24 protein-coding genes are annotated in these 24,529 nt (G+C 36.6%); 20 read left to right on the top strand and 4 right to left on the bottom strand.

Features of this window, described 5'->3' with window-relative positions:
• Window positions 1–28: 28 nt before the first annotated feature.
• Entirely contained in the window at window positions 29–412 is a 384-nt protein-coding gene (locus ACLBWW_RS22075) for a hypothetical protein (RefSeq protein ID WP_048544012.1), read from the bottom strand.
• Between the two features lie 135 nt (window positions 413–547).
• Here ACLBWW_RS22075 and ACLBWW_RS22070 point away from each other — a divergent pair, with 135 nt between their 5' ends.
• The 4 genes from ACLBWW_RS22070 to ACLBWW_RS22055 all read left to right on the top strand — a co-directional run bounded on the left by ACLBWW_RS22070 (window position 548) and on the right by ACLBWW_RS22055 (window position 6,861).
• A complete protein-coding gene (locus tag ACLBWW_RS22070) occupies window positions 548–883 on the top strand; it encodes a hypothetical protein (protein ID WP_048544010.1) in 336 nt (111 codons plus the stop codon).
• A gap of 250 nt (window positions 884–1,133) precedes the next feature.
• On the top strand, window positions 1,134–3,233 hold the full coding sequence (locus tag ACLBWW_RS22065; RefSeq protein ID WP_048544008.1) for a vWA domain-containing protein: 2,100 nt from the start codon (window positions 1,134–1,136) through the stop codon (window positions 3,231–3,233).
• A gap of 73 nt (window positions 3,234–3,306) precedes the next feature.
• A complete protein-coding gene (locus ACLBWW_RS22060) occupies window positions 3,307–6,669 on the top strand; it encodes a tubulin-like doman-containing protein (RefSeq protein ID WP_048544007.1) in 3,363 nt (1,120 codons plus the stop codon).
• Between the two features lie 57 nt (window positions 6,670–6,726).
• The gene (locus ACLBWW_RS22055; protein WP_001116178.1) at window positions 6,727–6,861 is read left to right on the top strand and encodes a hypothetical protein; all 135 of its coding nucleotides are present in this window, start codon (window positions 6,727–6,729) and stop codon (window positions 6,859–6,861) included.
• 79 nt (window positions 6,862–6,940) lie between these two features.
• Here ACLBWW_RS22055 and ACLBWW_RS22050 read toward each other — a convergent pair whose 3' ends face one another.
• From ACLBWW_RS22050 to ACLBWW_RS22040, 3 genes are read right to left on the bottom strand one after another with little or no spacing between them, the layout of a single operon-like run.
• Complete coding sequence (locus ACLBWW_RS22050; protein WP_048544004.1) at window positions 6,941–8,077, bottom strand: Ger(x)C family spore germination protein; 1,137 nt, start codon at window positions 8,075–8,077, stop codon at window positions 6,941–6,943.
• Complete coding sequence (locus ACLBWW_RS22045) at window positions 8,078–9,175, bottom strand: endospore germination permease (RefSeq protein ID WP_048544002.1); 1,098 nt, start codon at window positions 9,173–9,175, stop codon at window positions 8,078–8,080.
• Entirely contained in the window at window positions 9,172–10,710 is a 1,539-nt protein-coding gene (locus ACLBWW_RS22040) for a spore germination protein (RefSeq protein ID WP_048544000.1), read from the bottom strand. Before ACLBWW_RS22040 ends, ACLBWW_RS22045 begins: the two co-directional genes overlap by 4 nt.
• Window positions 10,711–11,006: 296 nt before the next feature.
• Here ACLBWW_RS22040 and fdhF point away from each other — a divergent pair, with 296 nt between their 5' ends.
• From fdhF to ACLBWW_RS21960, 16 genes are all read left to right on the top strand, one after another.
• Window positions 11,007–13,946 (top strand): formate dehydrogenase subunit alpha, encoded by a 2,940-nt coding sequence (fdhF, locus tag ACLBWW_RS22035; protein ID WP_048543997.1) that lies wholly within the window; start codon window positions 11,007–11,009, stop codon window positions 13,944–13,946.
• A 12-nt stretch (window positions 13,947–13,958) separates the two neighbouring features.
• Complete coding sequence (locus ACLBWW_RS22030; protein WP_048543995.1) at window positions 13,959–14,441, top strand: DUF1641 domain-containing protein; 483 nt, start codon at window positions 13,959–13,961, stop codon at window positions 14,439–14,441.
• Between the two features lie 116 nt (window positions 14,442–14,557).
• Window positions 14,558–14,902, top strand: a complete 345-nt coding sequence (locus ACLBWW_RS22025; protein ID WP_000039580.1) for a DUF2294 domain-containing protein — start codon at window positions 14,558–14,560, stop codon at window positions 14,900–14,902.
• 16 nt (window positions 14,903–14,918) lie between these two features.
• Window positions 14,919–15,716, top strand: a complete 798-nt coding sequence (gene fdhD, locus ACLBWW_RS22020) for a formate dehydrogenase accessory sulfurtransferase FdhD (protein ID WP_098068969.1) — start codon at window positions 14,919–14,921, stop codon at window positions 15,714–15,716.
• A gap of 20 nt (window positions 15,717–15,736) precedes the next feature.
• Window positions 15,737–16,753 carry a GTP 3',8-cyclase MoaA gene (moaA, locus tag ACLBWW_RS22015; RefSeq protein ID WP_098077955.1) on the top strand — a complete coding sequence of 339 codons (1,017 nt, stop codon included), beginning with the start codon at window positions 15,737–15,739 and terminating at the stop codon, window positions 16,751–16,753.
• Between the two features lie 200 nt (window positions 16,754–16,953).
• Entirely contained in the window at window positions 16,954–17,733 is a 780-nt protein-coding gene (locus ACLBWW_RS22010) for a formate/nitrite transporter family protein (protein WP_033656377.1), read from the top strand.
• Window positions 17,734–17,757: 24 nt separating this feature from the next.
• Window positions 17,758–18,774, top strand: coding sequence for a molybdopterin-synthase adenylyltransferase MoeB (locus ACLBWW_RS22005; RefSeq protein ID WP_098068968.1), 1,017 nt, complete (start codon window positions 17,758–17,760; stop codon window positions 18,772–18,774).
• A gap of 18 nt (window positions 18,775–18,792) precedes the next feature.
• Window positions 18,793–20,100: a molybdopterin molybdotransferase MoeA gene (moeA, locus tag ACLBWW_RS22000; RefSeq protein WP_098122152.1), complete on the top strand. Its 1,308-nt coding sequence runs from the start codon at window positions 18,793–18,795 to the stop codon at window positions 20,098–20,100.
• Window positions 20,081–20,545 (top strand): molybdopterin synthase catalytic subunit MoaE, encoded by a 465-nt coding sequence (moaE, locus tag ACLBWW_RS21995; protein ID WP_000529380.1) that lies wholly within the window; start codon window positions 20,081–20,083, stop codon window positions 20,543–20,545. Before moeA ends, moaE begins: the two co-directional genes overlap by 20 nt.
• Window positions 20,546–20,549: 4 nt before the next feature.
• Complete coding sequence (gene moaD, locus ACLBWW_RS21990) at window positions 20,550–20,786, top strand: molybdopterin converting factor subunit 1 (protein ID WP_141519874.1); 237 nt, start codon at window positions 20,550–20,552, stop codon at window positions 20,784–20,786.
• Between the two features lie 60 nt (window positions 20,787–20,846).
• On the top strand, window positions 20,847–21,896 hold the full coding sequence (locus ACLBWW_RS21985) for a P-loop NTPase (protein ID WP_447614238.1): 1,050 nt from the start codon (window positions 20,847–20,849) through the stop codon (window positions 21,894–21,896).
• Between the two features lie 15 nt (window positions 21,897–21,911).
• Window positions 21,912–22,136 carry a hypothetical protein gene (locus ACLBWW_RS21980; RefSeq protein WP_048543982.1) on the top strand — a complete coding sequence of 75 codons (225 nt, stop codon included), beginning with the start codon at window positions 21,912–21,914 and terminating at the stop codon, window positions 22,134–22,136.
• 42 nt (window positions 22,137–22,178) lie between these two features.
• Entirely contained in the window at window positions 22,179–22,577 is a 399-nt protein-coding gene (locus ACLBWW_RS21975) for a hypothetical protein (RefSeq protein WP_447614237.1), read from the top strand.
• Window positions 22,578–22,735: 158 nt separating this feature from the next.
• A complete protein-coding gene (locus tag ACLBWW_RS21970; RefSeq protein ID WP_048543978.1) occupies window positions 22,736–22,984 on the top strand; it encodes a DUF1294 domain-containing protein in 249 nt (82 codons plus the stop codon).
• Between the two features lie 91 nt (window positions 22,985–23,075).
• Entirely contained in the window at window positions 23,076–24,017 is a 942-nt protein-coding gene (gene rarD / locus ACLBWW_RS21965) for an EamA family transporter RarD (protein ID WP_000535553.1), read from the top strand.
• Window positions 24,018–24,095: 78 nt separating this feature from the next.
• Window positions 24,096–24,521, top strand: a complete 426-nt coding sequence (locus tag ACLBWW_RS21960; protein WP_000447816.1) for a divergent PAP2 family protein — start codon at window positions 24,096–24,098, stop codon at window positions 24,519–24,521.
• The last annotated feature ends 8 nt before the right edge of the window (window positions 24,522–24,529 follow it).

Genomic DNA, 24,529 nt, shown 5'->3' with positions numbered 1-24,529 from the left:
GACTAAAGCTAGTCAACTCTTTACTATGTTAAATGAAAAATAATGCAGCTAATGTAATTCCGAAGATGAAACCAAATCCGAGTTCAACGCCCCAGCCGCCGCCGCCCCAGCCACCACAACTACCGCAACCACGACCGCCACATCCACAGCCGCTGAATCCACCACCACAACCAAATCCGCAACTATCACATCTGCTAAGGCCCCCACAAAGGTCACAGCCACCGTTTGCATATGCGTCATAGTATCCAAATCCTGTATCAAAAGATGAGCGCTGTTGCACTGGTTCAATCCATACAGAGCTGTTTGTCACATCAATTATTTTGCCTAAATGAATGCGACCATCACGATCTTCAATTCGAACGACTTTACCGAAATAACGTTGGCACGTATCGTAACATTTTTGTCTATGCATGTTTTTTCCTCCTTCCCCATTACAGTAATACGATATGTAAGGGGGACAAGTGCGGCTTGTACGAATGTCCTATCTATCATAATTGTTATAGGAAAGGGGAAATATAGGAGAAGGATATATAAGGAGGAAAAGGCAATGAAATCTACAGATCAGTTTCAAATATACGAAGTACCGTGGGAAGAGTTTATTGAAGCTTTGCGAGAGGAAATGAAGAAGCAAGTTGGGACAGATATTATTGATACAGTAGTTTGCAATTTAAAAGATGGTTTTGAAGTGTATACATATGTGCAGGGGGATTTAGATTTTGAATATAAGGAAGCGCTGGAAAGGAAATATGGGAGCGATGCAAAAACTCCTAATGTGTTAACGATTATGTTATTAGCTAACATTTATAGTACAAGTGAAGAGAATATACGCTTACATGCGGATCATAAAGATAATCCAATTGTTGAAGTGTATGTGAAGCAATAAATCAAACTTTTTGTTATGTGTTTTCAATATAAAAAGTAGGGAAAGTCTGTTTAAGTGTAGAGCTTAAACAGGCTTTTTTTACTTATATTATCGGATAGAAAATGCTAGAAGGAATCATAACTTTATTATACAACTGTTTACATAATAAAGTTATGGTGCGCTTGTTGTCCTAAAATACAAGTCATATATCTTGTATCCTCTCATAAATTTAAACATAGGAATTTGTCTACAAAGGTGGCGAAGCCTCATCATGAAAATTCGAATTTGTGCCACATTCATGTTGTTTCTATTTATATGGTTACATCCTTTTTGGACTTTTGCAAAAGGAGAGGAGGCAAAGGAAAGGGTCGTTTCACTTGTATATGATGATTCGGGCAGCATGAGAAATAACGATCGCTGGAAATATGCCAATTATGCTTTGCAAAGTTTAGTTGCGCTATTAGATGAAAAAGATAAATTCTCTTATGTTCCAATGAGCAAGCCGAATGATCCATTAAACATTTCGTTAACGAAGGATAAGAGACAAACAGAAATTGAGGGAATTGGAGCATGGAAAACGTATTTAAATACTCCGTTTAGCGCAGTAGAGACGGCGATGCAATCTATAAAAAAGGAAGCAGATATAGATGGAAAACGTGAATTTTGGCTTATTGTCTTAACTGACGGGGCATTTAATGATTTAGAGAAAGATAAGGTTGGCGGAAAAGAACAAATTACAAAGAAGCTAGCACAGTTTAAGAAAGAAATGGATGCAAAAAAGATATCGTTACATCCAATTTTAATTACGATGGAAGAGGATTTAGGGCAGCAAGAAAAGGCACAACTAAATACGTTTAAAGAAATATGGAAGAAAGAGATAAATGGCGTTACGATGCCATCTAGTGGAGAGGATGGTATTGTAAAAAGCGTCAATCAAGTGGCAGCATTAGTTGCAAATCGTGATCCGTTCTCCTCGGTTGAATCGATTGTAAAAACGAAAGTAGTAGGAAAGAAAGTAGAGATTACAACACCATTCCCGTTAAAGCGTATGACGCTTGTACGACAATCGCCTTCTTTGTCTAATTATCAGGTCACACAAATTTCTAAACCGTTACAATTACAATCTTCTTATTCCATACATGCACCAGGAGAAGCGAAATTATTCGGAAATATAGTTCATATCAGTACGGAAAATCAGGAAGTTATTAAACCAGGAACTTATACGATAGAAGTGGATCGAGATATTGAGAAAGAAGGACTACAGGTACTAGTTGAACCGGCGCTTAACTATACTGTTTCTACTTATGACAAAGATGATCGTAGTCAAAAAAATGTGGAGAAAATGTACGAAGGTGTTACTGCTGTTATTGAAGCGAAGCCTACGGAATTACCAATTCAGTCTTCATATTTTCAGTCAGAAGTAGAAATAGACGGAAAACAGTATCCGATGAAGTGGAACGATAAAAAACATGTATTTTACTACGAAACGAAGATCGATAAAGGGTTAGTGCGCGGGAAAGTTCATATGAACATAAAGGGGTTTTACAGACAGACGAAGGAATTTAAAATCGAAGTAACTGAAAAACCAAAATTATCATTGCAAACTATTACGAAAGATTATGAGGAAAAAGTAACGAATTTAGAGAATAGTAAACCGTTTATTATACAACCACAGTTAGATGGTAAGCCGATGACAGAAGAAGCTGTAAAGAAACTATTAAAATCTACTGGTGTCACATCTAAACAATCAATCAACTATGAAATAAAACAACAGGATAATCAAATTTATATTTATCCTCGCCCTCATTACTCCGACACATTCAATTTTACAGATACCGGCACCGTAGAAGCTACCATCGTAGTGCAAGATTCAAAATTACAAGAAGTAAAGAAAAATATATCACTTCATATTCAAAATGCACCGTTCTATGAAAAATATGCGCTTATTTTTAAGTTTGTTATTCCTATCACTTTATTATTGTTAGTAGTAGGAATAATCGTTTTAGGATGGATTGTTCGTCCAAGATTTCACCGAAAAGCACTATTGTATTACGAATGGGATCAAGAGGTAGCGAAAGATTGGTTATATCAATCTGAGCCAGAATTACTTAAAAATAAATGGTGGAAACATTATTTTGGCATTCCGTTTAGGGCAGAAAGAAAGACTGTGCAATCCGTTACGTTTATAGCAAAGAAAGGATCGAAATCAATATTTGTAGCGAAAGAGTCACAAGTAGTAGGAATGATTATTGATGGGATGTTTATAACAGAAGATGAGGTTGGAATGGAACATAAGACGTTATATCCAAATGAACTTTTAGTAATTGATAGAGGGTATGGTAAAGAAATTTACAAATATGAGTGTGAATAGTAGATAGGGAAAAGGAGGGAGTCTTATCTTTCTCCCCTCTTTTCAAACAAGCAAGAATAGGAAGGTGGTTCACATGACGTTACAAGTTCCAACGATATTAATTGGTTTAGGTGGAATCGGTAGTACTGTGACACATCAAATATATGAAAGGCTACCTGAGGAGCGCCGAAAAAAGGTAGCAATGCACGTATTTGATACAGATGTGAATACATTGAGTAAATTTGATCATATTCGAAAGTTTAAGACGCAAACGAGTTCTAGTAAAACGCCAAGAGAGTATATTGCAGGAGATCCAACGATTCCAGAGTGGTTTCCGATGGACCCGACTATACTTGATAAACCACTGACAGAAGGGGCAGGACAGTTACGCGTCATTTCCCGTTTAGCGTTACTTGCTGCGATGAAAGAAGATAAATTGACATCCTTTTGGCAAGAAATCGAGAAGATTTTTCCGGTTACAAGCGATCAAACGGAATATGGAGTGCGTGTCATTATCGTAACATCACTAGCGGGCGGAACAGGTTCAGGGATGTTTCTACAAATTGCATTATATTTACGTGAAATGCTTCGGAAAAAACTGCAGCATCACAACATTTTAATACGTGGTGCGTTTTTAATGCCGGATGTGTTAGTTAAGACGAGAACGGTTAGTGCGAAAGAGTTTGAAACGGTGCAAGCAAACGGCTATGCCTCGTTAAAAGAATTACATGCCATTACACTCGGTTCCACTGGAGAATTATCAAAACGTGGCGGTGTGACGATTGAATTAGAATATCGACCTGATCAAATAGATGAAGATGGAAGAACGAATCATACGATTAAACAACATCATTTACCATACAATTATTGTTTCCTATACGATTACGAAAATCTACATGGACACCATCTGCACAATTTATCAGATTATATGGAGCAAATGGCAAATACGATTTATTTACAGTTATTTAGTCCGATGTCTGCAAATCATTTTGCACAGGAAGATAATCAAATTCAGCAATTAGCAGAATCAAGTGGGAAAGGACGATATTGCGGGGCAGGAACGGCAAAGATTATTTATCCGTATGAGCACGTGTTAAAATATTGTGCTTTAAAATGGGCTGTGCAAGGTTTAGATGAGTCTTGGCTGCATTTAGATCAACTGTTTCAAGAGAAGAAGCAAAGATATGACCAAGACGTCAAACGCGGGATGCAACGTGAAAAGCCAGAGCGTGGGAAAAGTTATTTAGAAGACTTAGAACATCTTGCTACCCGTCCAGAACAGGCTCATATTTTTTATAGACAAATGTACAATGAAACGCGTGAAGGAGCAGAGGGCGGTAAGGTCGGTGTTGCGAAATCTAAACTGTTTTTAGAGGCTGTAGAAAGTTATGTACAGCGTACGGTGCAAAAAGATGAGGAATTAAACCGACTGCAGCACGAGTGTAAAATTTCGGCTGCTAAACTGAAAATGATGGAGCAAATGAAAGGTGAAGTAGCAAGGGTGGATCATGCGGTTCGTTTATATGCGTATGCGATTCCGAGCCGCGTACATGAGCATGTAACGACACTATTGTATGACATGATTGAATCAGACCGTTTTGCACCAAGTGGTTCTGAAGGGCAGTCCTATCAATTAAATACATGGTTTTTAAAGAAAACGGATCCTGTTCATCCAGTATCAGCTCGTTTTATGTTGTATGAAATTCGAAAGCAGTTAGTCGAGAAAATGAATCGACTACATGAAAATAATGAACAAAAGCGCAATTTAATTCAAAACTACGATAAGAAATTTAATGTGAGTAATATTGATGGAACGGTAACAGCTGTTCGCCGGGTAGAAATCGCGCAGCAACAAGGCTGGTTTGGAAAAATGATTAATAATCAGCAGCGTTTATTTAAAAAAGAATTTGAAGATATTGTAACGCAGTACGTACACAAATTAAACGAGTATCGTAAAGAAATGCTATTAGAACTCGTTTATCAATCGCTATATCAAGCGGTTAATAAAATGATTCAATATTGGGAAAGGTTTTTTGATAATTTATACGAAACACGTGAAAATTTATTGTTCGAAATTCAAAAACGAAGCAAGGAATTTGAAGGGAAAACAAACCCAACGAATGTATACGTATTAGCTGAAGAGAAATTGCAAGAAAAGATATGGCAAGATATGCAGCAACATTTAAATTTGGGAGTGTTACCGAAAGATATATCTGCGGAAATTTATATGAGTTTATACGGGGAATATTGCCGGGATGCAAAAACAGAAGAGATTCAATCGAAAAAAGTAGAAGATTTTTATCGTGAGCACATACTAAGTTATTGCTACGATGAATTACAAATACGCTATCGTGATAAATTAGAGCTGAATATCGTTGAGGCGTTACGAAAAGAGGCGGATTATAAGAAGCGTGATCGTGATGAATACGTCCGTGAAAAAATTGAAGACTTATTCCATTTAGCAAGTCCATTCGTTCCGAAAGTTTCCCATCATAGGGAATTACAATATTGGGGTATACATCCATCTTTAAAGAAAGAATTGCAAGAGGAATTAATTCAAGAAATGTTTAAAGAAAAAGATACAGTACATGAAGCTTTTTCGCCATTTGAAGTCATTTGTTATCGTGCGCATTACGGTTTATCACTACAAGACTTTCCTAAGCTGTCGTCAGGACATATTGCAAATGGATTTATGAATGATAAAGGTGATTATTTTCAGTCTTACTATCGCCGTGTGAACAAGTTGAATAGTAAAAAATCTAGTTTAACGCCGCATTTAGATAAATATTGGCACTTGCCAGCTTTCATGCCAGACTTAAATGCAACGCAAACGAAGTTGGATTACGATAAATGTAATCGCGCTCTTCTATACGCGTATATGTATCGCTGGATTAGTTTAGTTGCTGTTGATGGCCAGTTCGTGTATCAATATAACGGTGTTGGACGTAGCTTCTTAATTCAGTCGATGGGAAAAAATATTTCAAGTGAAAGTTATAAATTACACAGAGCATTGCTTCATAATCCGTTTATTTATGAAAACATCTTGTCCAGATTTGAAGAAGAACAAGAAAAAGCTATGATACAGGGCGGACATTTATATACACATCCGTTCGTATTAGGTGCTCAAGATATTAGATGGCTTCGTAAAGAGCATGTCCATAATATTTTAGATATGATTTTAATGTACGACCGTGAAGCGAAATATGATCCAACGTTAGAAGAAACTTCTGATGAATTATTAAGATTATTCCTTGACGAAATTGAGTTATATTTCCAAAATTATTACGGTACAGGTGCTGATATGGTTGCAAAGAAAGAGAAAGAAATGTTTATTAAACAATTGTGGGATCGTTCGTATGCGAAAGGTTATGTAGATCCAAATAGTGCTCCTTATAAAAAATGGCAAAATTTATTAAGCGTTCATGATGAAGAGGAAACACCAAAAACGAATGTATAATGAATGAATAGGGAATCCTTAAAAGTGGCAATACAACTTTAGAAAAGAGGGATTCCGATGCCGTTTTTAGGAAGTGTATATCAAATATTTGGATTGTATCCAGAAATTTATTATGGAATGATTTCAGCCGAACTTGCGGAGCAGCAAAGATTGGAACAGGCGGAAAACGAAGAACCAGAAACAGAAGCGTAACTGCATAGGAAGCTTCAAAATAAAAATGAAAACACGCTACTTACTCTTTACACGTATAAGAGCAAGTAGCGTGTTTTTTTTATTTAATAATCCCGTTCTCTAAAATTTTAATAGTAGGTGCTACTTTCACATTAGACTTTGAAAAGGCACTCGGCCAATCGTCTTCAACCGTTTTCCATTCTTTATATTGAAATGCTCTCGCATAATCACCAAACCCGAATGGATCAAGTTGCTGTTTTTGAATTTTGTGGATTAAATCATTTAAATCTTTGTTTAGTTGTTTTGTAATAAGTGAAGTTATTTTCTTTCTACCTTTGTCTATATCCATGTTGAATGTAAGTTCAGATACGGAAACTTTAAAATTCATTGCAATATTAAATTTGAAGTGGTTATCGTTATAGCCTGTGTGAATGTCACGATTCATGCTAAGAACATTTATTGTTACAAAGTCGTCGCCGTCTGTATCTTTTAGATGACTATTACTTTCAACTGAATGAGAAGGGATTTTCAGTGTAAGTGAAACGGGTATATTCGCTTTCTTTTGTAATAGAAGAAGAAGGGCACTTTCATATCGATTTAAAGACATTTTATAAATTCCGCGAGAAGTTAATAGTGCGGAACCAGTAACGATAATATCTTTTTTTCCTTTTTTTATTTCTGAGATAGCAGGTGTTATACCTTTATTAAAAGTTTGTCTATGGAATTCATGGAATGTCGTAAACGCGGTTCGATTGTATAGTTTGTTCGTATTAATTAAATCTGTTAAATATTCAGGAAGTGCAGGCTTATCTTTAAAATTATTATATATAACGGAAGAAATTGGACCGTCAACTGCAACCATGCGCATATTTCCAGTATTTTTAGGGTCACGATACCAAACATCAAGGTAAGGCATAGCTCCTTCTTGTTTTAAAAATTTCGTACTAAATAAAATGAGTTGTAACTTTTCTGTAGATACTAAACCGCTACTTGAACTATTAAATGTTGCTTTTGCTTCTCGAGGGGTATGTACTGTCGCTTCATGAGTTTCGTATTTTTTCTCCACATCTTCATTAAAAATAGGGTTTACGTGGTATACAATTAATTTTCCTTTTGCTTTTGTATCAAACCCGTAAATTAATGAAATGGATTGTTTTTCTAAGTCGAGCCGATCTCCTCCACATCCTGTTAAAAAGGTTATGAGAAAGCAAAATATAGTGAAAATAAAGCGTCTCATTTAAATTTTTCTCCTTTTCCAATGCTGATAAAGTGTCATGTATAAGAGAAATACGACTGGGAATAGAAAAACGATAAAATAACTTGCAGTTCCCCAAAATTCCCGCAATGCACTTATTTGATACGAGGATGGGATATAAAAACATAAAACGAAAACACACCCGAATAATAAAAACCAAATAGGTAATGAACTCCCTTTTTTGTTAAGTAACTGATTGATTCCATCTGAGGCAGTAAAAATATAAGGAATGCAAGAATCAAAAATAATGAAGAGATAAAATGACAAAAAGATAATTTCAAACCGTTCCAGAAATGAAAAGTGAAATGGTGTAACAAGAGAAAGAGTGGGCCATAAAAACTTAGTTATACCATCTGGGCTAAAATAAACGAAAGAAACGAACGTAACTTGCAGGTAAACGAATAAAGTAATCATATTTGCAATAACGATTCCTTTTTTTGCAGATGATTTATTACTGAGATAAGGATAAAGGACAAATGCAAACTCAAATCCGAGAAAGGCAATAATAGTTGATTTTACGGTGTTGAAAACTGGTAGCCATCCCTCTTTAAGGAGAGGAAGCAGATAAACCCAATGCCCGTCTTTAAGTGGGATAAATAAGAGCAATGGCATCCAGAGTGTAAATAAGACAGTAAAAACAGCATAGCGGCTAATAATAAGAACACCTTTACATGCGAGCATAACCATTGGGATAGATAATAACATCATGATTAAAAACATTGGAGATCTAGGTAAAATCCAAATGTGAATAACGTATAAGAGGGAAAAAATTAAGGATACAGCTGCAAGAACAGCATATAAAATCCAAAAAATCATTCCTACTCTTCCTAGCCACTTCCCAAGATAACGAGTTAGCACATCAAGTAAAGTATATCCGGGATGTTTTTCCATAATTTTTACAATACATAGACTGACTAAAGTAGTGATAGCGCATCCTATTATAATAGACATCCAGCCATCTGTATTCGCCCCTTGCGCAACTTCACGTGGCAGTGTAAGTACACCGAACCCTACTTGAACACCACTAATCGTTAAAATGTATTGAAATAAACTAATCTCCCTCTTTGCACGCTTTGTCACTTATCTTCCTCCGTTTCTTCTATATCGCGTTGTCGATTCTCTTGTTTTAAGTTGAGGGATAGTGGTCGTTTCTTCATTAGTTTCCATGGTAAACGTACAAGAATGTCTTTTAAATCTGAAGCAAATGACGGAGAAAAAGGACTACCATAAGGAACACCAAGTGATTCCATAGAAAGAATATGGATGATGATAACTGCCATCCCGACCATAATTCCAATGACCCCAAACAAAGAAGCGGTTATCATCATTGGAAAGCGAAGAAGTCGAATTCCTGCTGACATTTCCATGTTAGGGATGATAAAAGAAGCGACTGCAGTAATAGATACGACGATAACCATAACATTACTTACTATTCCTGCTTGGACAGCAGCTTGTCCAATGACAATCCCTCCTACGACTCCAATCGTTTGTCCAACGGGACCAGGAAGCCGAACCGCAGCTTCGCGGAGCATTTCAAGTACTAGTTCCATCAAAAGTGCTTCTAATATGGGGGGGAAAGGAATTTTAGCTCGAGATTCTCCAATTGTTAACAATAATTTAAGTGGAATCACTTCATAATGAAAGGAAATCATAGCAATATAAAGAGCTGGAGCAAATATTGCAATAAATAGTCCGGTAAAACGAAGTAGTCGTATGAAAGATGGAATCATTGGCCGGAAGCTGTAATCATCTATCGTCTGAAAAAAAGATGAAAAGGTCATAGGTCCAATTAATACGCCGGGTGAGCGGTCTACAACAACAGCAATTCGTCCATCCAAAATGTGATGGGCTGTTGTATCAGGGCGTTCGGTTATTGATAATTGCGGAAAGAGAGTATAGGAATTATCTTCAACAAACCCTTCTAATTCTCCGGTAGTAATAATGGCATCCACTTTGATTGATTCGATACGGCATGCCATTTCTTGTACAACGTCTTCGTTTGCAACATCTGCTAAGTACAGCAAAAAAACCTTTGAAGTAGCTCGTTCACCAACAGTGAATTCCTTCACTTTCAATTCGCGATTTGGAATATATCGACGAATAAGTGCAAGACTGTCGCTCGCTACTTCATTAAATCCTTCGTGGGAGCTTTTTATAGCAGTTTCTGTTGTAGGTTCTTCAATACTTCTTTTTGGCGCCGATTGCGTATCTAGTTCTAATGCTGTAAGTTGTCCATTTATAAATAAAATGCTTTTCCCATGTAAAAGGGAATGTTCAATGTCGGACCACTGCTGAACTTTCTTTATATTCCCGACTGTAACTGAGGATTCCCAACAATCAACTTCATTCCACTCTTTAAATAGGAGAGGGCGAAGAATATCAATGTTAATAACGGTTTTGTCTACAAGTCCTTCCATATATATAATTGCAGCTTCTTTTCCGTTTTTTAACGGAAAAGTACGTGTAATTAATTCTGGAATACCGCTAAAAAGTTTGGACAAGTGCTTTAGATTAAGGGAAAGAGAGGAAGAGATAGATTTATTTAAAAGGTGATCAGCTTGTTCTTGTGCAGAGAAAGATTTTTCACCACGTATCCATTTATTAAAAGACCCCATTTGTTTGCTTACTCCTTGTTATGTTTTATATGGGTTATTATGGATAGTTCCGTGCTGACATATGCGTAGTTTAAATTTTATATTGTATATTTCCATCTTTAACGCTATAATTATAGTGTTAAAGATGGAATCGTGATATGACCTGTTATGAATCTATCGTTTTATTTATGAATAAATGGATTGGTATTTTAGCAAGATGTGCTAATAAACTACTCCACCATGATAATAACGTGCCGAAATGTGGTGCGTATATTTTCGTGGTGGAGTTTTTTTATTCTCAAAAAGGGGGAAAGACCATGAATAACAACATGGTTCATATTACAATTGACGGAAAAAAGTATACAGCGGAGCCTGGTTCAACGATATTGGGTGTTATTAATGAGAACGGGATTGAACATCCGCAAATTTGTTACGTGCCAGAAGTAGATCCTATTCAAACATGTGACACTTGTATTGTAGAGGTTGACGGAAAGTTAGTGCGCTCTTGTTCGGCAGTAGTGACAGAAGGTATGAACATTGAACGTAATTCTGCTCATGCCAAAGAAGCACAAACAGAGGCAATGGATCGGTTACTAGAAAATCATTTATTATACTGTACAGTATGTGACAATAACAATGGGAACTGTAAACTGCATAATACAGCAGAATTAATGGAGATTGAACATCAAAAATATCCTTATGAACCAAAAGTAGATGCAAGTGAAGTTGATATGACGCATCCGTTTTATCGCTACGATCCTAATCAATGTATTGCATGCGGTCAATGTGTTGAGGTGTGTCAAAACTTACAAGTAAATGAAACGTTATCAATAGACTGGGAAGCGGAACGTCCACGAGTTATTTGGGATGAAGGAGTAAATATTAATGATTCTTCATGCGTGAGCTGTGGTCAATGTGTAACCATTTGTCCTTGTAACGCTTTAATGGAGAAAACGATGCTCGGTGAAGCTGGATTTATGACGGGATTAAAACCAGATATTCTTGAACCGATGGTAGATTTAATTAAAGAAGTTGAGCCTGGATATAGCGGCATTTTTGCGGTATCAGAAGTGGAAGCGGCCATGCGTGATACTCGTACGAAGAAAACGAAAACAGTTTGTACATTTTGTGGTGTAGGTTGTTCATTTGAAGTGTGGACGAAAGGGCGTAAAATCCTTAAAGTACAACCTTCTTCTGATGCGCCAGTTAACGCAATTTCTACTTGTGTAAAAGGGAAATTCGGTTGGGATTTCGTAAATTCTAAAGAAAGAATTACAAAACCTTTAATTCGTAAAAATGGAACGTTTGTTGAATCTACATGGGAAGAAGCATTAAATGTAGTTGCAAGTAAATTAGGATCGATTAAAGAAGAGTACGGTAAAGATGCTGTCGGCTTTATTTCTTCATCTAAAATTACGAATGAAGACAATTATGTAATTCAGAAATTAGCTCGACAAGTATTTGAAACGAATAATATTGATAACTGCTCACGTTATTGTCAATCGCCAGCGACAGACGGATTATTCCGTACAATTGGTATGGGCGGAGATGCTGGAACGATTAAAGATATCGCAAAATCTGGTCTTGTTATTATTGTAGGTTGTAATCCGACAGAAGGTCATCCTGTTTTAGCTACGCGTATTAAACGTGCGCATAAATTACACGGACAAAAATTAATTGTGGCTGATCTTCGTAAAACAGAAATGGCAGAGCGTTCAGACGTCTTTATTAGTCCAAAACAAGGAACAGATCAAGTATGGTTAATGGCTGTTACGAAATATATGATTGACCAAGGCTGGCATGATCAACGATTTATTGATGAGAATGTAAACTTCTTTGAAGATTTTAAAGAGAGTCTTACAGAATATACACTTGAATATGCAGAAGAAATGACTGGTATTTCAAAAGAAGCACTTATTCAAATGGCTGAAATGATTCGTGATGCAGATGGTACATGTATCCTTTGGGGTATGGGAGTAACGCAAAATACAGGTGGATCGGATACTTCCGCTGCGATTTCAAACTTACTGCTTGCAACAGGTAATTATCGTCGTCCAGGTGCTGGGGCATATCCACTTCGAGGTCATAATAACGTACAAGGTGCTTGTGATATGGGTACTTTACCAGGATGGCTTCCTGGATATCAGCACGTTACGAACGATATGGAACGTGCGAAATTTGAAATGGCTTACGGAGTGAAAATTAATAGTGAACCAGGTCTTAATAATATTGAAATGCTTCACGCAATTGATAAAGGGAAAATGAAAGCTATGTATCTTGTCGGAGAGGATATGGCTCTTGTAGACTCTAATGCGAACCACGTACATGAAGTGTTATCAAGCCTTGATTTCTTCGTTGTACAAGACGTTTTCTTATCTAAAACTGCTCAATATGCAGATGTTGTATTACCGGCAGCACCCTCTCTGGAGAAAGAAGGTACTTTCACAAATACAGAGCGTCGTGTACAAAGATTGTATCAAGTTCTTCCTACGCTTGGAGATGCGAAGCCAGATTGGTGGATTGTGCAGGAGATTGCGAATAAATTAGGTGCAAACTGGAATTATAGCCATCCAAGTGAAATTTTTGCTGAGATGGCAAGTTTATCACCACTATTCTCACAAGCAAACTATGAAGTACTTGAAGGGTGGAATAGTTTCCATTGGGGAAGTTTTGATGGAACGAATACACCACTTCTGTTCCAAGATGGATTTAACTTCCCAGATAAAAGAGCTCGTTTTGCGATTGCTGATTGGGTACGTCCAGCTGAATTCCCAGCAGAGTTCGATCTTCACATTAATAACGGTCGTATGCTTGAACATTTCCATGAAGGAAATATGACAAATAAATCAACAGGTATTCAAACGAAAGTACCTGGCGTTTTCGTTGAAATTTCTCCAGCACTTGCAAAAGAACGTGGAGTAAAAACAGGTTCGTTAGTTCGTCTTATCTCTCCTTTTGGAGCGTTAAAATTACGTGCACTTGTAACAGATCGTGTAAAAGCGAATGAGTTATATTTACCGATGAACTCTACAGATAATGAAACAGCAATTAATTTCTTAACAGGTCCTGCTGTGGACGTACGTACGAACACACCTGCTTATAAACAGACGAAAGTGCGTATGGAAGTGCTAGAAGTTGATGGCGCAAATCCGATGCCAAAAGCGAACCCGCGTAATAAAAAACGTCACCCTCAAGCTGGCATTGAGGTACATCGTAAGTGGGCACGTCCAGGGTATGTGCATTTAACGGATAAGTAGGAGGAGAAAAATATGGCTGCACCTATAAAAATGATTCAAAAACAAGAATTAACTGAGGAAGAAATAAAACAGCAAAAATTAGATGATTTAAAAGAGCTCCTAGCTAATAATGAAGAGGCTTTAAATCAAATGTTTAATATTGTTGGTGAATTAAATGACATCGGAATGCTAGAAGCTGCAAATTCTATGTTAAAGGCGAAAGAACCAATCGCAAAGATAGTTCTTGGTCAAGTAACTCGTGAACCTGTTACAAATTTAATTAATAATATGATGGGTGCTGCGGGTGCTTTAACAGAACTTGATCCAGAACTTACGAAAAAGCTTATAGGTAGCTTATTAGTAGGGTTAGAAGAAGGTAATGAACATCTAGAGAGTAATAAAAAAATAGGGGTATTTGACCTTATGAAAGTATTGAAAGACCCAGATATTAACCGTGCTATCGGGTTTGGGCTTCATTTCTTAAAAGGTATGGGTAAAGGGTTAAAAGACGAATAATCTTCATGAAGTGAATCTTTTCGCCCAAATGTTTGTATGAAATAGTTTGGGCGGAAGGGTCATTTTGGTAAAATATATAATAAAGTAAAATGAGGATTTTTGGGAGGTATAATTGTATGTCAAAAAAAGTACATGAATTTAATGATATGATACGAAAACTTCGAAAGGAACTTTTCGGAAAAGGACCAGAACGAATTCATACTGTTTTTGCTGAAAATATGGCGATTGCGACCCTTTACGGAAACTTAACACCTACTGAAAAATTCATTTCAAGTACGATGGACGGTGCGGAAATGGTTCATTTGGCTAGAACGAAAATGATTCAAGAAGTGTATGCTGCGAATTCCCGTGAACATTTGGAGGAACTTGTTGGAGCGAAATTAGTGAATTTATTTTCAGATATGAAAGTAGAAGAGGATATTGCAGTTTCGGTATTTGTTTTTGATAAAAATATAACGTGAGAGAAGGATACTGATCGTGAAACCGATACAGGTAGAAAGAGAAATCTTTCGTTATGAACAAGGGGCGTTTAAACATATAGAGGACAGTATTGTAACAGAGTTTCCTGTCACGATTAAAATGAACGGACAGGAGTTTGTTACAATGGTTAGTACTCCAGAATATATAGAAGATATGGTAATAGGCTTTTTAGCATCTGAAGGAATCATCCGGAAGTATGAAGATATTGATGACATATGGGTACAAGAGAAAGAAGGATTTGTACATGTCACAACGAAAAAAGTGAATCCGTATTACGAACAAATGCAAAATAAACGTTATATTACTTCATGCTGTGGTATGAGTAGACAAGGGTTTGTTTTTGCAAATGATGCATTAAGCGCGAAAAAAATGAATGGCATACATGTACAGGTTGCTGCAGAAGACTGTTTTCGATTAATGAAAGAAATGCAGCAATCTGCAGAGACATTTCGTCATACAGGCGGCGTTCATAATGCATCTTTGTGTGATGTGAATGCTATTATTTTAAGCCGAATGGATATCGGCAGACATAATGCGTTAGATAAAATTTACGGTTATTGCTTAAAAAATAATATTTCTATAAGTGATAAAATCATTGTTTTTAGTGGTCGTATTTCTTCGGAAATATTATTGAAAGTTGCAAAGATTGGTTGTGAAATTATACTTTCAAAATCAGCTCCAACTGAGTTGGCTTTGCAGCTGGCTGAAGAATTAGGTATTACAACAATAGGGTTTATTCGAAATCAATCCTTAAATGTATATACGCATCCGGAGCGTGTTTTAAATATAAAATAAGTAAAAGCGAGGCAATAAATATGAAATCTGTCACATTAGACAAACTACAACGTCCTTTAAAGGATTTACGTATTTCTGTTACTGATCGCTGTAATTTCCGCTGTCGTTATTGTATGCCGGAAGAAATATTTGGTCCTGATTATTCGTTTTTGTCTAATGATAAAATTTTATCTTTTGATGAGATTGAAAGGATAACACGTATTTTTGTTTCTTTAGGTGTAAGAAAGTTACGAATTACGGGCGGAGAACCGTTACTTCGAAGAGGACTTCCGCAGCTTATTGAGCGCCTTAATAAAATAGGGGGTGTGGAGGATATAGGTTTAACAACCAATGGATCACTACTGAAAAAGTTTGCTCCTGATTTATATAAGGCGGGTTTATCACGTGTGACAGTTAGTTTAGATTCCTTAGAAGAAGATCGGTTTTTCTATTTGAATGGCAATAGAAGCAAAGTGCAAAGGGTCCTGGAAGGCATACAGGCTGCAGCTGAAGTTGGTATGAAAATTAAAATTAACATGGTCGTTCAAAAAGGGAAAAATGAACAAGATATTTTGCAGATGGCGCAATACTTTAAGGAAAATAAGCATATTCTTCGTTTTATTGAGTATATGGACGTTGGGAATTATAACGGTTGGGAATTAAGAGAGGTCGTCTCGAAACAAGAGATAGTAGATGCCATTCATCAAGTTATGCCATTAGAACGGATAGAAGCAAATTATGCAGGTGAAGTTGCGACTCGCTATCGTTATATTGGAAATGAAGAAGAGATAGGTATTATTTCATCAGTAACAGATTCCTTCTGTTCATCATGTACGAGAGCACGTATTTCTGCAGAGGGAAAATTATATACTTGTTTGTTCGCTTCTAAAGGAAATGACTTGAGGGAACTACTTCGATCTGGATACACTGACGAGGAAATAACAGATATCGTACGTGATATATGGAACAACCGAGAAGATCGTTATTCAGATGAACGCTTAAGTCATACAAGTAAAAAAAGATCGCCTAAAATTGAAATGTCACATATTGGTGGTTGATATATAAGAGTGACGCTTTGAGGAAGTATATACAAAATGGAAAGTATGCAACGTTTGTAGATTTTCTATTTTATAGTAAAAGTGATGATTGATATCTCTGTAAAAGATGTGCAGAGAAATTAAGCAGCATTCAAAAACCTTTATTTTGAGGAGGTTTTTTGAAGCTGCTTTTTTATTTGGAGAAAATGGAGGAATTGGTAATGGCATTTCATAAACCGGAACAAATTGCTGAGCTTGTAATTGAGGCCGGTGTTCAAAAAGTAAGTCAGACGTTGCCAGCAATGCTTATTCTCGGTTTTTTAGGAGGAGCGTTTATTTCGTTAGGTTTTTTGCTTAACATTCGTGTTTTAGGTAATTTACCTGAGCGCTGGGGTAGTTTAGTCAATGTTTTAGGAGGAGCGGTTTTCCCTGTTGGATTAATGCTCGTCGTATTAGCAGGAGGAGAATTAATTACCGGAAATATGATGTCACTTTCTATGGCGCTTTATGCAAAGAAAATTACATTGGTAAGTGTACTAAATAATTGGGTTTGGATTACTTTCATGAATTTCGTGGGAGCTATTTTTGTTGCGTATTGTTTCGGTCATCTTGGCGGATTAACAGAGGGAGATTATTTAAATAAAACGGTAGCGATAGCGGAAGGGAAATTACATGAATCATTTGGGAGAACTTTAATTTTAGCAATTGGTTGTAATTGGCTCGTTTGTCTTGCGCTTTGGCTCGCTTATGGGACGAGTGATTTTGTCGGGAAAATAATCGGAATTTGGATTCCGATTATGGCATTTGTAGTGATTGGATTTCAGCAAGTGGTAGCAAATATGTTTGTTATTTCAGCAGTTATTTTTGCAGGTCATCTGACGTGGATGGATCTTGCTAGAAATTTTGTTCCTGTTTTTATCGGAAATGTAATTGGGGGAGCTGGATTTGTTGGATTTGCTTATTTTGCTTGTTATCAAAAACAACATTCTAATATGAAATAGAGTTCGTGAGAGGAAGGATATGTAATGGCTGAGCGGTATTCACGACAACAGTTGTTCAAACCAATTGGGAGTAGAGGGCAAGAAAAAATTCGGAATAAACATGTGTTAATTGTAGGAGCAGGCGCATTAGGAAGTGCAAGTGCCGAAAGTTTCGTACGTGCAGGTATTGGCAAATTGACGATTATTGATCGTGATTACGTTGAATGGAGTAATTTACAAAGGCAACAACTGTACTCTGAACAACATGTGAGAGAGAAAATGCCGAAAGCAATCGCTGCTAAAAATCGGCTAGAACAAATTAATTCGGAAGTACAAATACATGCTTTCGTAATGGATGCAGTTGCAGAAAATATGGAGGACCTATTAAAAAGTGTAGATGTAATAATTGATGCAACAGATAATTTTGATATTCGATTCATAATAAATGACTTATCACAAAAACATAATATCCCGTGGGTATATGGTTCTTGCGTTGGATCGTACGGTATGAGTTATACGGTTATTCCGCAAGAGACACCGTGTTTACATTGTGTGCTGAAGAACGTTCCTGTTACAGGTGTGACATGTGATACCGCTGGAATTATTAGCCCGACTGTTCAAATCGTCGCAGCATATCAAGTGGCGGAAGCACTCAAAATTTTAGTTGGAGATTTCTCAGCAATTAGAAAAACATTTTTCATGTTTGATATATGGAGTAATCAAAACCATTTTATAAAACTAGGGAAAATCAAAACAGAAGATTGCCCCTCGTGCGGTTTGAATCGAACTTATCCTTATTTATCATACGAAAACCAAACGAAGGTGGCTGTTTTATGCGGAAGAAATACAGTGCAAATTAGGCCGGTAGAAAATAGGAAGTACGATTTTGACGATATAGAAAAAGTATTAAAAAAATTGGGGGAAGTAGATCGGAATCCGTATTTACTATCTTGCCAACTAGATGATTACCGCGTCGTTATTTTTCGAGATGGTCGTGTTTTCATTCATGGTACAAATGATATTTCGAAAGCGAAACAATTATATTATCACGTATTCGGTTAATAGAAAGGGTTGTCAATAATGGAAAGAAGAGTGCCAATTACGGTTGAAGAAGCTGTTCGTAAAGTAATGGGATTTGCTAATGAGGGATTAAAGGAGTTACTACCTATTGAATTAGCTTACGGACGTATATTAGCAGAGGATTTAATAGCTGACCATGACGTACCTTCATTCAATCGTTCACCGTATGATGGGTTTGCTATTAGAGCAGAAGATACGAATTTAGCGGGTTATGAAACGCCAATTGTATTTAAAGTAGTTGGTGAAATTGGTGCGGGATCAATATTTCACGAGAAAGTAGGGCCGTTTCAAGCGGTTCGAATTATGACGGGAGCACAAATTCCGAATGGGTGTGATGCGGTTGTTATGTTAGAGCTGACCCGTCAATATGAGGAAGCTGGCAACAATTATATGGAAGTGAAGCGGTCATTCAAAATGGGCGACAATATTTCTTTTCAAGGTGAAGATGCTCGTAAAGGAACGGTTCTTGCAAAAAAAGGATCATACATTCATCCAGGGATTTCAGCTCTTCTTGCTACGTTCGGATATAGTGAGGTACCAGTGGCGAGAAAGCCTGTAATTGGATTGTTAGCGACTGGTAGTGAATTACTGGATGTAAATGATTCATTACAGCCAGGGAAAATCCGAAATAGTAATACGTATATGATATTGTCTCAAATTCGAAGAGCGGGCGGAAGAGTAAAATATTTTGGGAAGATTAGCGATGATTTTCATACATGTTTCACAGCTGTAAAAGAAGCGTTAAGCCAAGTGGATATGCTCATTACAACAGGCGGTGTATCAGTAGGAGATTACGATTATTTACCAGCTATTTACGAAAAGTTAGGTGCATCGGTGCTTTTCAATAAAGTTGCAATGCGGCCAGGAAGTGTTACGACTGTAGCACAATTAAATGGCAAGTTATTATTTGGTTTATCAGGAAATCCATCTGCTTGTTACGTAGGATTTGAATTATTTGTAAGGCCATGTATTCGGACGTATATGTTTAGTGAAAAAGCACATGTAAAAAGAGAAAAAGCGTTATTAGGAGAAGATTTTTTAAAACCAAATCCATTTACAAGATTTGTGCGAGCAAAACTGACATATAACGAAGGGCAATTAATTGCTTATCCGTCAGGGTTTGATAAATCTAGCTCGGTTTCTTCTCTAGCAGAGACAAATATATTTATTGTACTTCCAGGTGGTACGAGAGGTTATAAAAAAGATATGTTCGTAGATGTTCTCTTGCTGGAAGATAACGAAGGTAGTGAATGGCCTTGGGCACTTTATAAAGTGAGAGGTGTTTCTAATGGGACAAGCGCTATTTGAGATTGTAGATATACCGATTGTAGTTGAAGAAGTAACGAATAAAGTCGCAAGAAGAGAAGCAGGTGCAATTACAACTTTTATTGGTACGGTGAGAGAGTTAACAAAAGGAAAACGAACATTACATTTAGAGTATGAAGCATATAAACCGATGGCAGTAAAACAACTTACGAAAATTGGTGAAGAAATTAATGGAAAATGGCCGGACGCAAAAGTAGCAATTACGCACCGAGTAGGGCGGCTAGAAATCATGGATATTGCGGTCGTTATTGCAGTTTCATCACCGCATCGTAAAGTAGCGTATGAAGCGAATGAATACGCGATTGAACGTATAAAACGAATCGTCCCAATTTGGAAAAAAGAATTTTGGGAAGATGGAACGATGTGGATTGGTGATCAACTTGAAAATACGGCATATCCGGATGGAAAACCGAAGAAGGAAGAATGAGAAGATGATTACAATTTTATTGTTCGCAAATTTACGTGAGGAAGTCGGATCGGATCGACTAGTAATTTTAGAAAAGCAAAAAATGACAGTTCAGCAATTAAAAGAATGGTTCAAAGTAAGCTATTGCTTACAATCGCTTGATAGAGTGATGGTGGCTGTTAATGAAGAGTTTGTAACGGATGAAGAGATGATAAAAGCTGGAGATATAGTGGCATTAATCCCGCCCGTTAGTGGAGGATAATAAGCTTTTTCGCCAAGAAGATGTTGTATATAAATTCGAATACGAGAAGGGATGAGTTCTATGATTACTCAAGAACAAATAATGAACGCAGTAAAGCATGTAGAGGATCCGGAGTTACACAAAAGTATTGTAGAATTAAATATGGTTAGAAATATACAAATGAATGGAACAGAGGTTAAACTTGAAGTAGTGCTAACGATTCAAGGTTGTCCATTAAAGGCAAAAATTCAACAAGATGTGGAAGAGTCTCTTCAGGCAATTGGTGCATCTAAAGTAGATTTGACATTTGGTTCTATGACACAAGAAGAACGAGCTGCGCTAACAGAGAAGTTAAAGAAAAATAGTAGAACAGAAACTGGAATGCCGAGCATGCTTCGCCTTGATTCAGGGGTACGATTTATTACTGTAACGAGCGGTAAAGGTGGAGTTGGAAAATCAACGGTGACAATTAACCTTGCAACTGCTTTAGCTCGTATGGGCAAAAAAGTGGGGATATTAGATGCAGATATATATGGTTTTAGCATTCCAGCTATGATGGAAACGAATCAAAAACCGACGATGATTGAGCAAACAGCAATTCCAGTTGTCAGTCACGGTGTTAAAATTATGTCGATGGGATTTTTTACGGAAGGAAATAACCCAGTTATGTGGCGCGGACCGATGTTAAATAAATGGATTCAAAATTTCCTTGCAAATACGCACTGGGGAGAATTAGATTATTTACTTCTTGATTTACCACCTGGCACAGGAGATGTAGCTATTGATGTTGCAGCAATGATCCCGCAGGCGCAAGAAATTATCGTTACAACACCACACAACGTAGCTTCATTCGTAGCATCTAGAGTAGGTGTTATGGCAAAACATACGAAACACGAGATTTTAGGTATTGTAGAAAATATGGCTTATTATGAAGAACAAGATGGATCGAAAAATTATCTCTTCGGAAAAGGTGGCGGCGAAATGCTTGCAGAACAATTGCAAACAGAAGTGATTGCACAAATACCGTTTGCAAAACGAGAAGAAAATAACGGTTCATCTGTATATGATGAAGAGTCTCTTGTAGGAGAAGTGTTTACATCGTTAGCGGAGGATATTATTTATAGAGGATAGAGGGGGAAGTTTAGTATGGCGTGTAATATCGATCATTCTATGGAAGATGTAATGAGTAAACTTGAAAGTCAAAAGAGTTTTTTACCGGAAGTGATTTTTAAAGAGTTAAAGGTATTTTTGCGAGGGAATCATTCACAGAAAATATTAAATGATATCTTTCATCTTTTAAAAAAGTATGATTTGGTTAGTGAAGAAGAACGAGAGATGCGAAATACTCAATTATTGCTGATTATAAAATAAATACGCTTTGGCTTTTGTTTTTTTGCAGAAGGGGTGAATGTAATGAATATGAAAAAGATGATTGAAACGATAGAAGCAACTAAAGTGACTGACGAAGAATTATCGATTTCTATTTTACATCAAAAGCTTGTGAAGTTGTATAGTCAAAAAGATAGTGCGGAGTATACGGAGATATTAAAATATATTTTATCATTATCCGTGCATCTGAACCTACATTTCGTATTGAAATATTTTGGTGTGCGCCCGATTGTTGCTGCAGATGAACGTATGCAATTTCAAGAGATATTTAAATGTTTAGCTAAGAAAGATGATAATGGGGAATGGTTTCTAAATTTTGTTTCTTTATATGTAGGACTAATTGTAGTTCTGCATTTTGATGAAAAAGAGATTGAGAGAAGTTTTTTCGATGATATAGTAGTGGATGAAGGGAATGCAATATAAAATTCTGCTCATAATATCTTTCTATTTAATTGCTTTAACTACGATTTTAGTTGATTATTTAAATATAAAGGTAATTAATTAATAAAAAGTGTTCTTCAGTTGTTTCCATCGTTTTTTCATGTTACCATTAAGCGAATTTTTCATAGGGAGAGAAAGCGATGAAATGGATTTATTTTGTTATTATTAACGTTATAGCTTTTAGCCTTATGGGTCTTGATAAACGAAAAGCGAAGAAGAAACAGTGGAGAACGCCAGAAAGTACGCTGTTTTTATCAGCGGCAGCTGGAGGCGCAGTTGGTGCTTGGATCGGTATGTATATGTTTCACCATAAAACACATAAAAAGAAATTTGTTTTCGGTATACCGTTACTTATCGTTATAACAGTATGTTTACTTTTTGCTGTATGAGAAATGTCGAAAGAATTGCAGATTGATTATTGGTAAAGTGAGCATGCGGGACCGTATAATGGAGAAAAATGAGAAGAGGAGAAAAGGGAAGATGGGGAGTCAATCAGCACAGCAAAAAAAAGGAATTATATATGCGGCTGGTGCTTATACGATGTGGGGAATCCTACCAATCTATTGGAAATGGGTTGAGGAAGTTCCAGCAGATGAAATATTAGCACACCGTATCGTTTGGGCGTTCGTTTTTATGTTACTTGTGTTAGGTGTTACGAAGAGGTTTCGTCAGTTTATTGGGGAGTTCGTGAATCTTTTTAAACGACCTAAATTATTAATGTCATTAACAATAGCTTCAGTCTTGATTAGCGGAAACTGGTTTGTCTACATATGGGCCGTTAATCATAATCATGTCATTGAAGCAAGTCTTGGATATTATATTAATCCGCTTATTAGTATTTTACTTGGTACAGTCGTTTTAAAGGAAAAGTTAAACTTTTGGCAATATGTTGCAGTTGGTTTAGCTGGAATAGGGGTTATCATTTTAACAGTCCGTTTCGGATCTATTCCGTGGGTTTCTTTATCACTTGCCTTTTCATTTGGATTATACGGATTAACAAAAAAATTGTTAAACTATGATGCGACAATTGGTCTTACGATGGAAACGATGTTAGTGACGCCGTTTGCGATTATTTATCTCGTTATGACAGGAGCGCATGGATTCGGTTCGTTTGGATCTATTTCCATGTCATCGACGTTACTATTAATAGGAGCAGGCATTGTTACAGCTTTACCACTTTTTTATTTTGCAAAAGGAGCACAACTTATTCCGCTTTATATGGTAGGATTTTTACAATATATTGCACCAACGATTAGTTTAATTTTAGGTGTATTCGTATTTGGTGAACATTTCACATCTACTCATATGATGGCATTTTTCTGTATATGGGTTGCATTATTTGTGTTTTCAATAGCGAAAACAAAGTTTTTAGTGCAGAAACAACCGAAATTTATAAAAAATAAATCAGCAAAAGTATCATAATGCGTAGTATTTTCTACGCATTTTTCTTTATACTGATACTATATAGATTTCCATTATAGTCAGTAGGGAGCTGAGAACGTGGAAACAATTTTACATAATGATCCGCTTATGGCCGCTGTAATTTCATGGTTTCTAGCACAATTAACGAAAGTAGTCTTTAAATTATTCAAAACGGGTGAATTTGATTTTGCAAAGTTTTTCGCTTCAGGTGGGATGCCGAGTTCTCATGCTTCAACTGTTACAGCACTTGCGACAGGTGTTGGCGTTGTGGAAGGTGTAGAAAGTACCTTATTTGCTATTGCAGCTATCTTTGCAATAATTGTTATGTATGATGCTTCAGGAGTAAGACTTGCAGTTAGTAAACAAGCGAAAATATTGAATGAGTTCTTTCACGGTAGACAAACAGAATATAAGAAGTTAAATGAACTTGTCGGGCATACACCGTATGAAGTAGTAGTCGGTGCTTTAGTAGGGATTATTGTCGGAGTGGGATATTGCTTATGAGCAGAACA

The organism is Bacillus sp. M5A3_1b, assembly GCF_053345335.1.
Note: the sequence above shows the minus strand (reverse complement) of the source record. Positions and strands in the feature narration are given on the sequence as shown.

What these genes read in the sequence shown, in the direction of transcription:
- ACLBWW_RS22010 (WP_033656377.1), top strand. Translation starts at nt 16,954, where the DNA reads ATGGCATTTCATAAACCGGAACAAATTGCTGAGCTTGTAATTGAGGCC.
- fdhF (WP_048543997.1), top strand. Translation starts at nt 11,007, where the DNA reads ATGAATAACAACATGGTTCATATTACAATTGACGGAAAAAAGTATACA.
- ACLBWW_RS21980 (WP_048543982.1), top strand. Translation starts at nt 21,912, where the DNA reads ATGGCGTGTAATATCGATCATTCTATGGAAGATGTAATGAGTAAACTT.
- moaE (WP_000529380.1), top strand. Translation starts at nt 20,081, where the DNA reads ATGGGACAAGCGCTATTTGAGATTGTAGATATACCGATTGTAGTTGAA.
- rarD (WP_000535553.1), top strand. Translation starts at nt 23,076, where the DNA reads ATGGGGAGTCAATCAGCACAGCAAAAAAAAGGAATTATATATGCGGCT.
- moaA (WP_098077955.1), top strand. Translation starts at nt 15,737, where the DNA reads ATGAAATCTGTCACATTAGACAAACTACAACGTCCTTTAAAGGATTTA.
- ACLBWW_RS21975 (WP_447614237.1), top strand. Translation starts at nt 22,179, where the DNA reads ATGAATATGAAAAAGATGATTGAAACGATAGAAGCAACTAAAGTGACT.
- ACLBWW_RS22070 (WP_048544010.1), top strand. Translation starts at nt 548, where the DNA reads ATGAAATCTACAGATCAGTTTCAAATATACGAAGTACCGTGGGAAGAG.
- ACLBWW_RS22040 (WP_048544000.1), bottom strand. Translation starts at nt 10,710, where the DNA reads ATGGGGTCTTTTAATAAATGGATACGTGGTGAAAAATCTTTCTCTGCA.
- ACLBWW_RS21985 (WP_447614238.1), top strand. Translation starts at nt 20,847, where the DNA reads ATGATTACTCAAGAACAAATAATGAACGCAGTAAAGCATGTAGAGGAT.
- ACLBWW_RS22055 (WP_001116178.1), top strand. Translation starts at nt 6,727, where the DNA reads ATGCCGTTTTTAGGAAGTGTATATCAAATATTTGGATTGTATCCAGAA.
- ACLBWW_RS22005 (WP_098068968.1), top strand. Translation starts at nt 17,758, where the DNA reads ATGGCTGAGCGGTATTCACGACAACAGTTGTTCAAACCAATTGGGAGT.
- moaD (WP_141519874.1), top strand. Translation starts at nt 20,550, where the DNA reads ATGATTACAATTTTATTGTTCGCAAATTTACGTGAGGAAGTCGGATCG.
- ACLBWW_RS22050 (WP_048544004.1), bottom strand. Translation starts at nt 8,077, where the DNA reads ATGAGACGCTTTATTTTCACTATATTTTGCTTTCTCATAACCTTTTTA.
- ACLBWW_RS21970 (WP_048543978.1), top strand. Translation starts at nt 22,736, where the DNA reads ATGAAATGGATTTATTTTGTTATTATTAACGTTATAGCTTTTAGCCTT.
- ACLBWW_RS22075 (WP_048544012.1), bottom strand. Translation starts at nt 412, where the DNA reads ATGCATAGACAAAAATGTTACGATACGTGCCAACGTTATTTCGGTAAA.
- ACLBWW_RS22060 (WP_048544007.1), top strand. Translation starts at nt 3,307, where the DNA reads ATGACGTTACAAGTTCCAACGATATTAATTGGTTTAGGTGGAATCGGT.
- ACLBWW_RS22065 (WP_048544008.1), top strand. Translation starts at nt 1,134, where the DNA reads ATGAAAATTCGAATTTGTGCCACATTCATGTTGTTTCTATTTATATGG.
- ACLBWW_RS22025 (WP_000039580.1), top strand. Translation starts at nt 14,558, where the DNA reads ATGTCAAAAAAAGTACATGAATTTAATGATATGATACGAAAACTTCGA.
- moeA (WP_098122152.1), top strand. Translation starts at nt 18,793, where the DNA reads ATGGAAAGAAGAGTGCCAATTACGGTTGAAGAAGCTGTTCGTAAAGTA.
- ACLBWW_RS22030 (WP_048543995.1), top strand. Translation starts at nt 13,959, where the DNA reads ATGGCTGCACCTATAAAAATGATTCAAAAACAAGAATTAACTGAGGAA.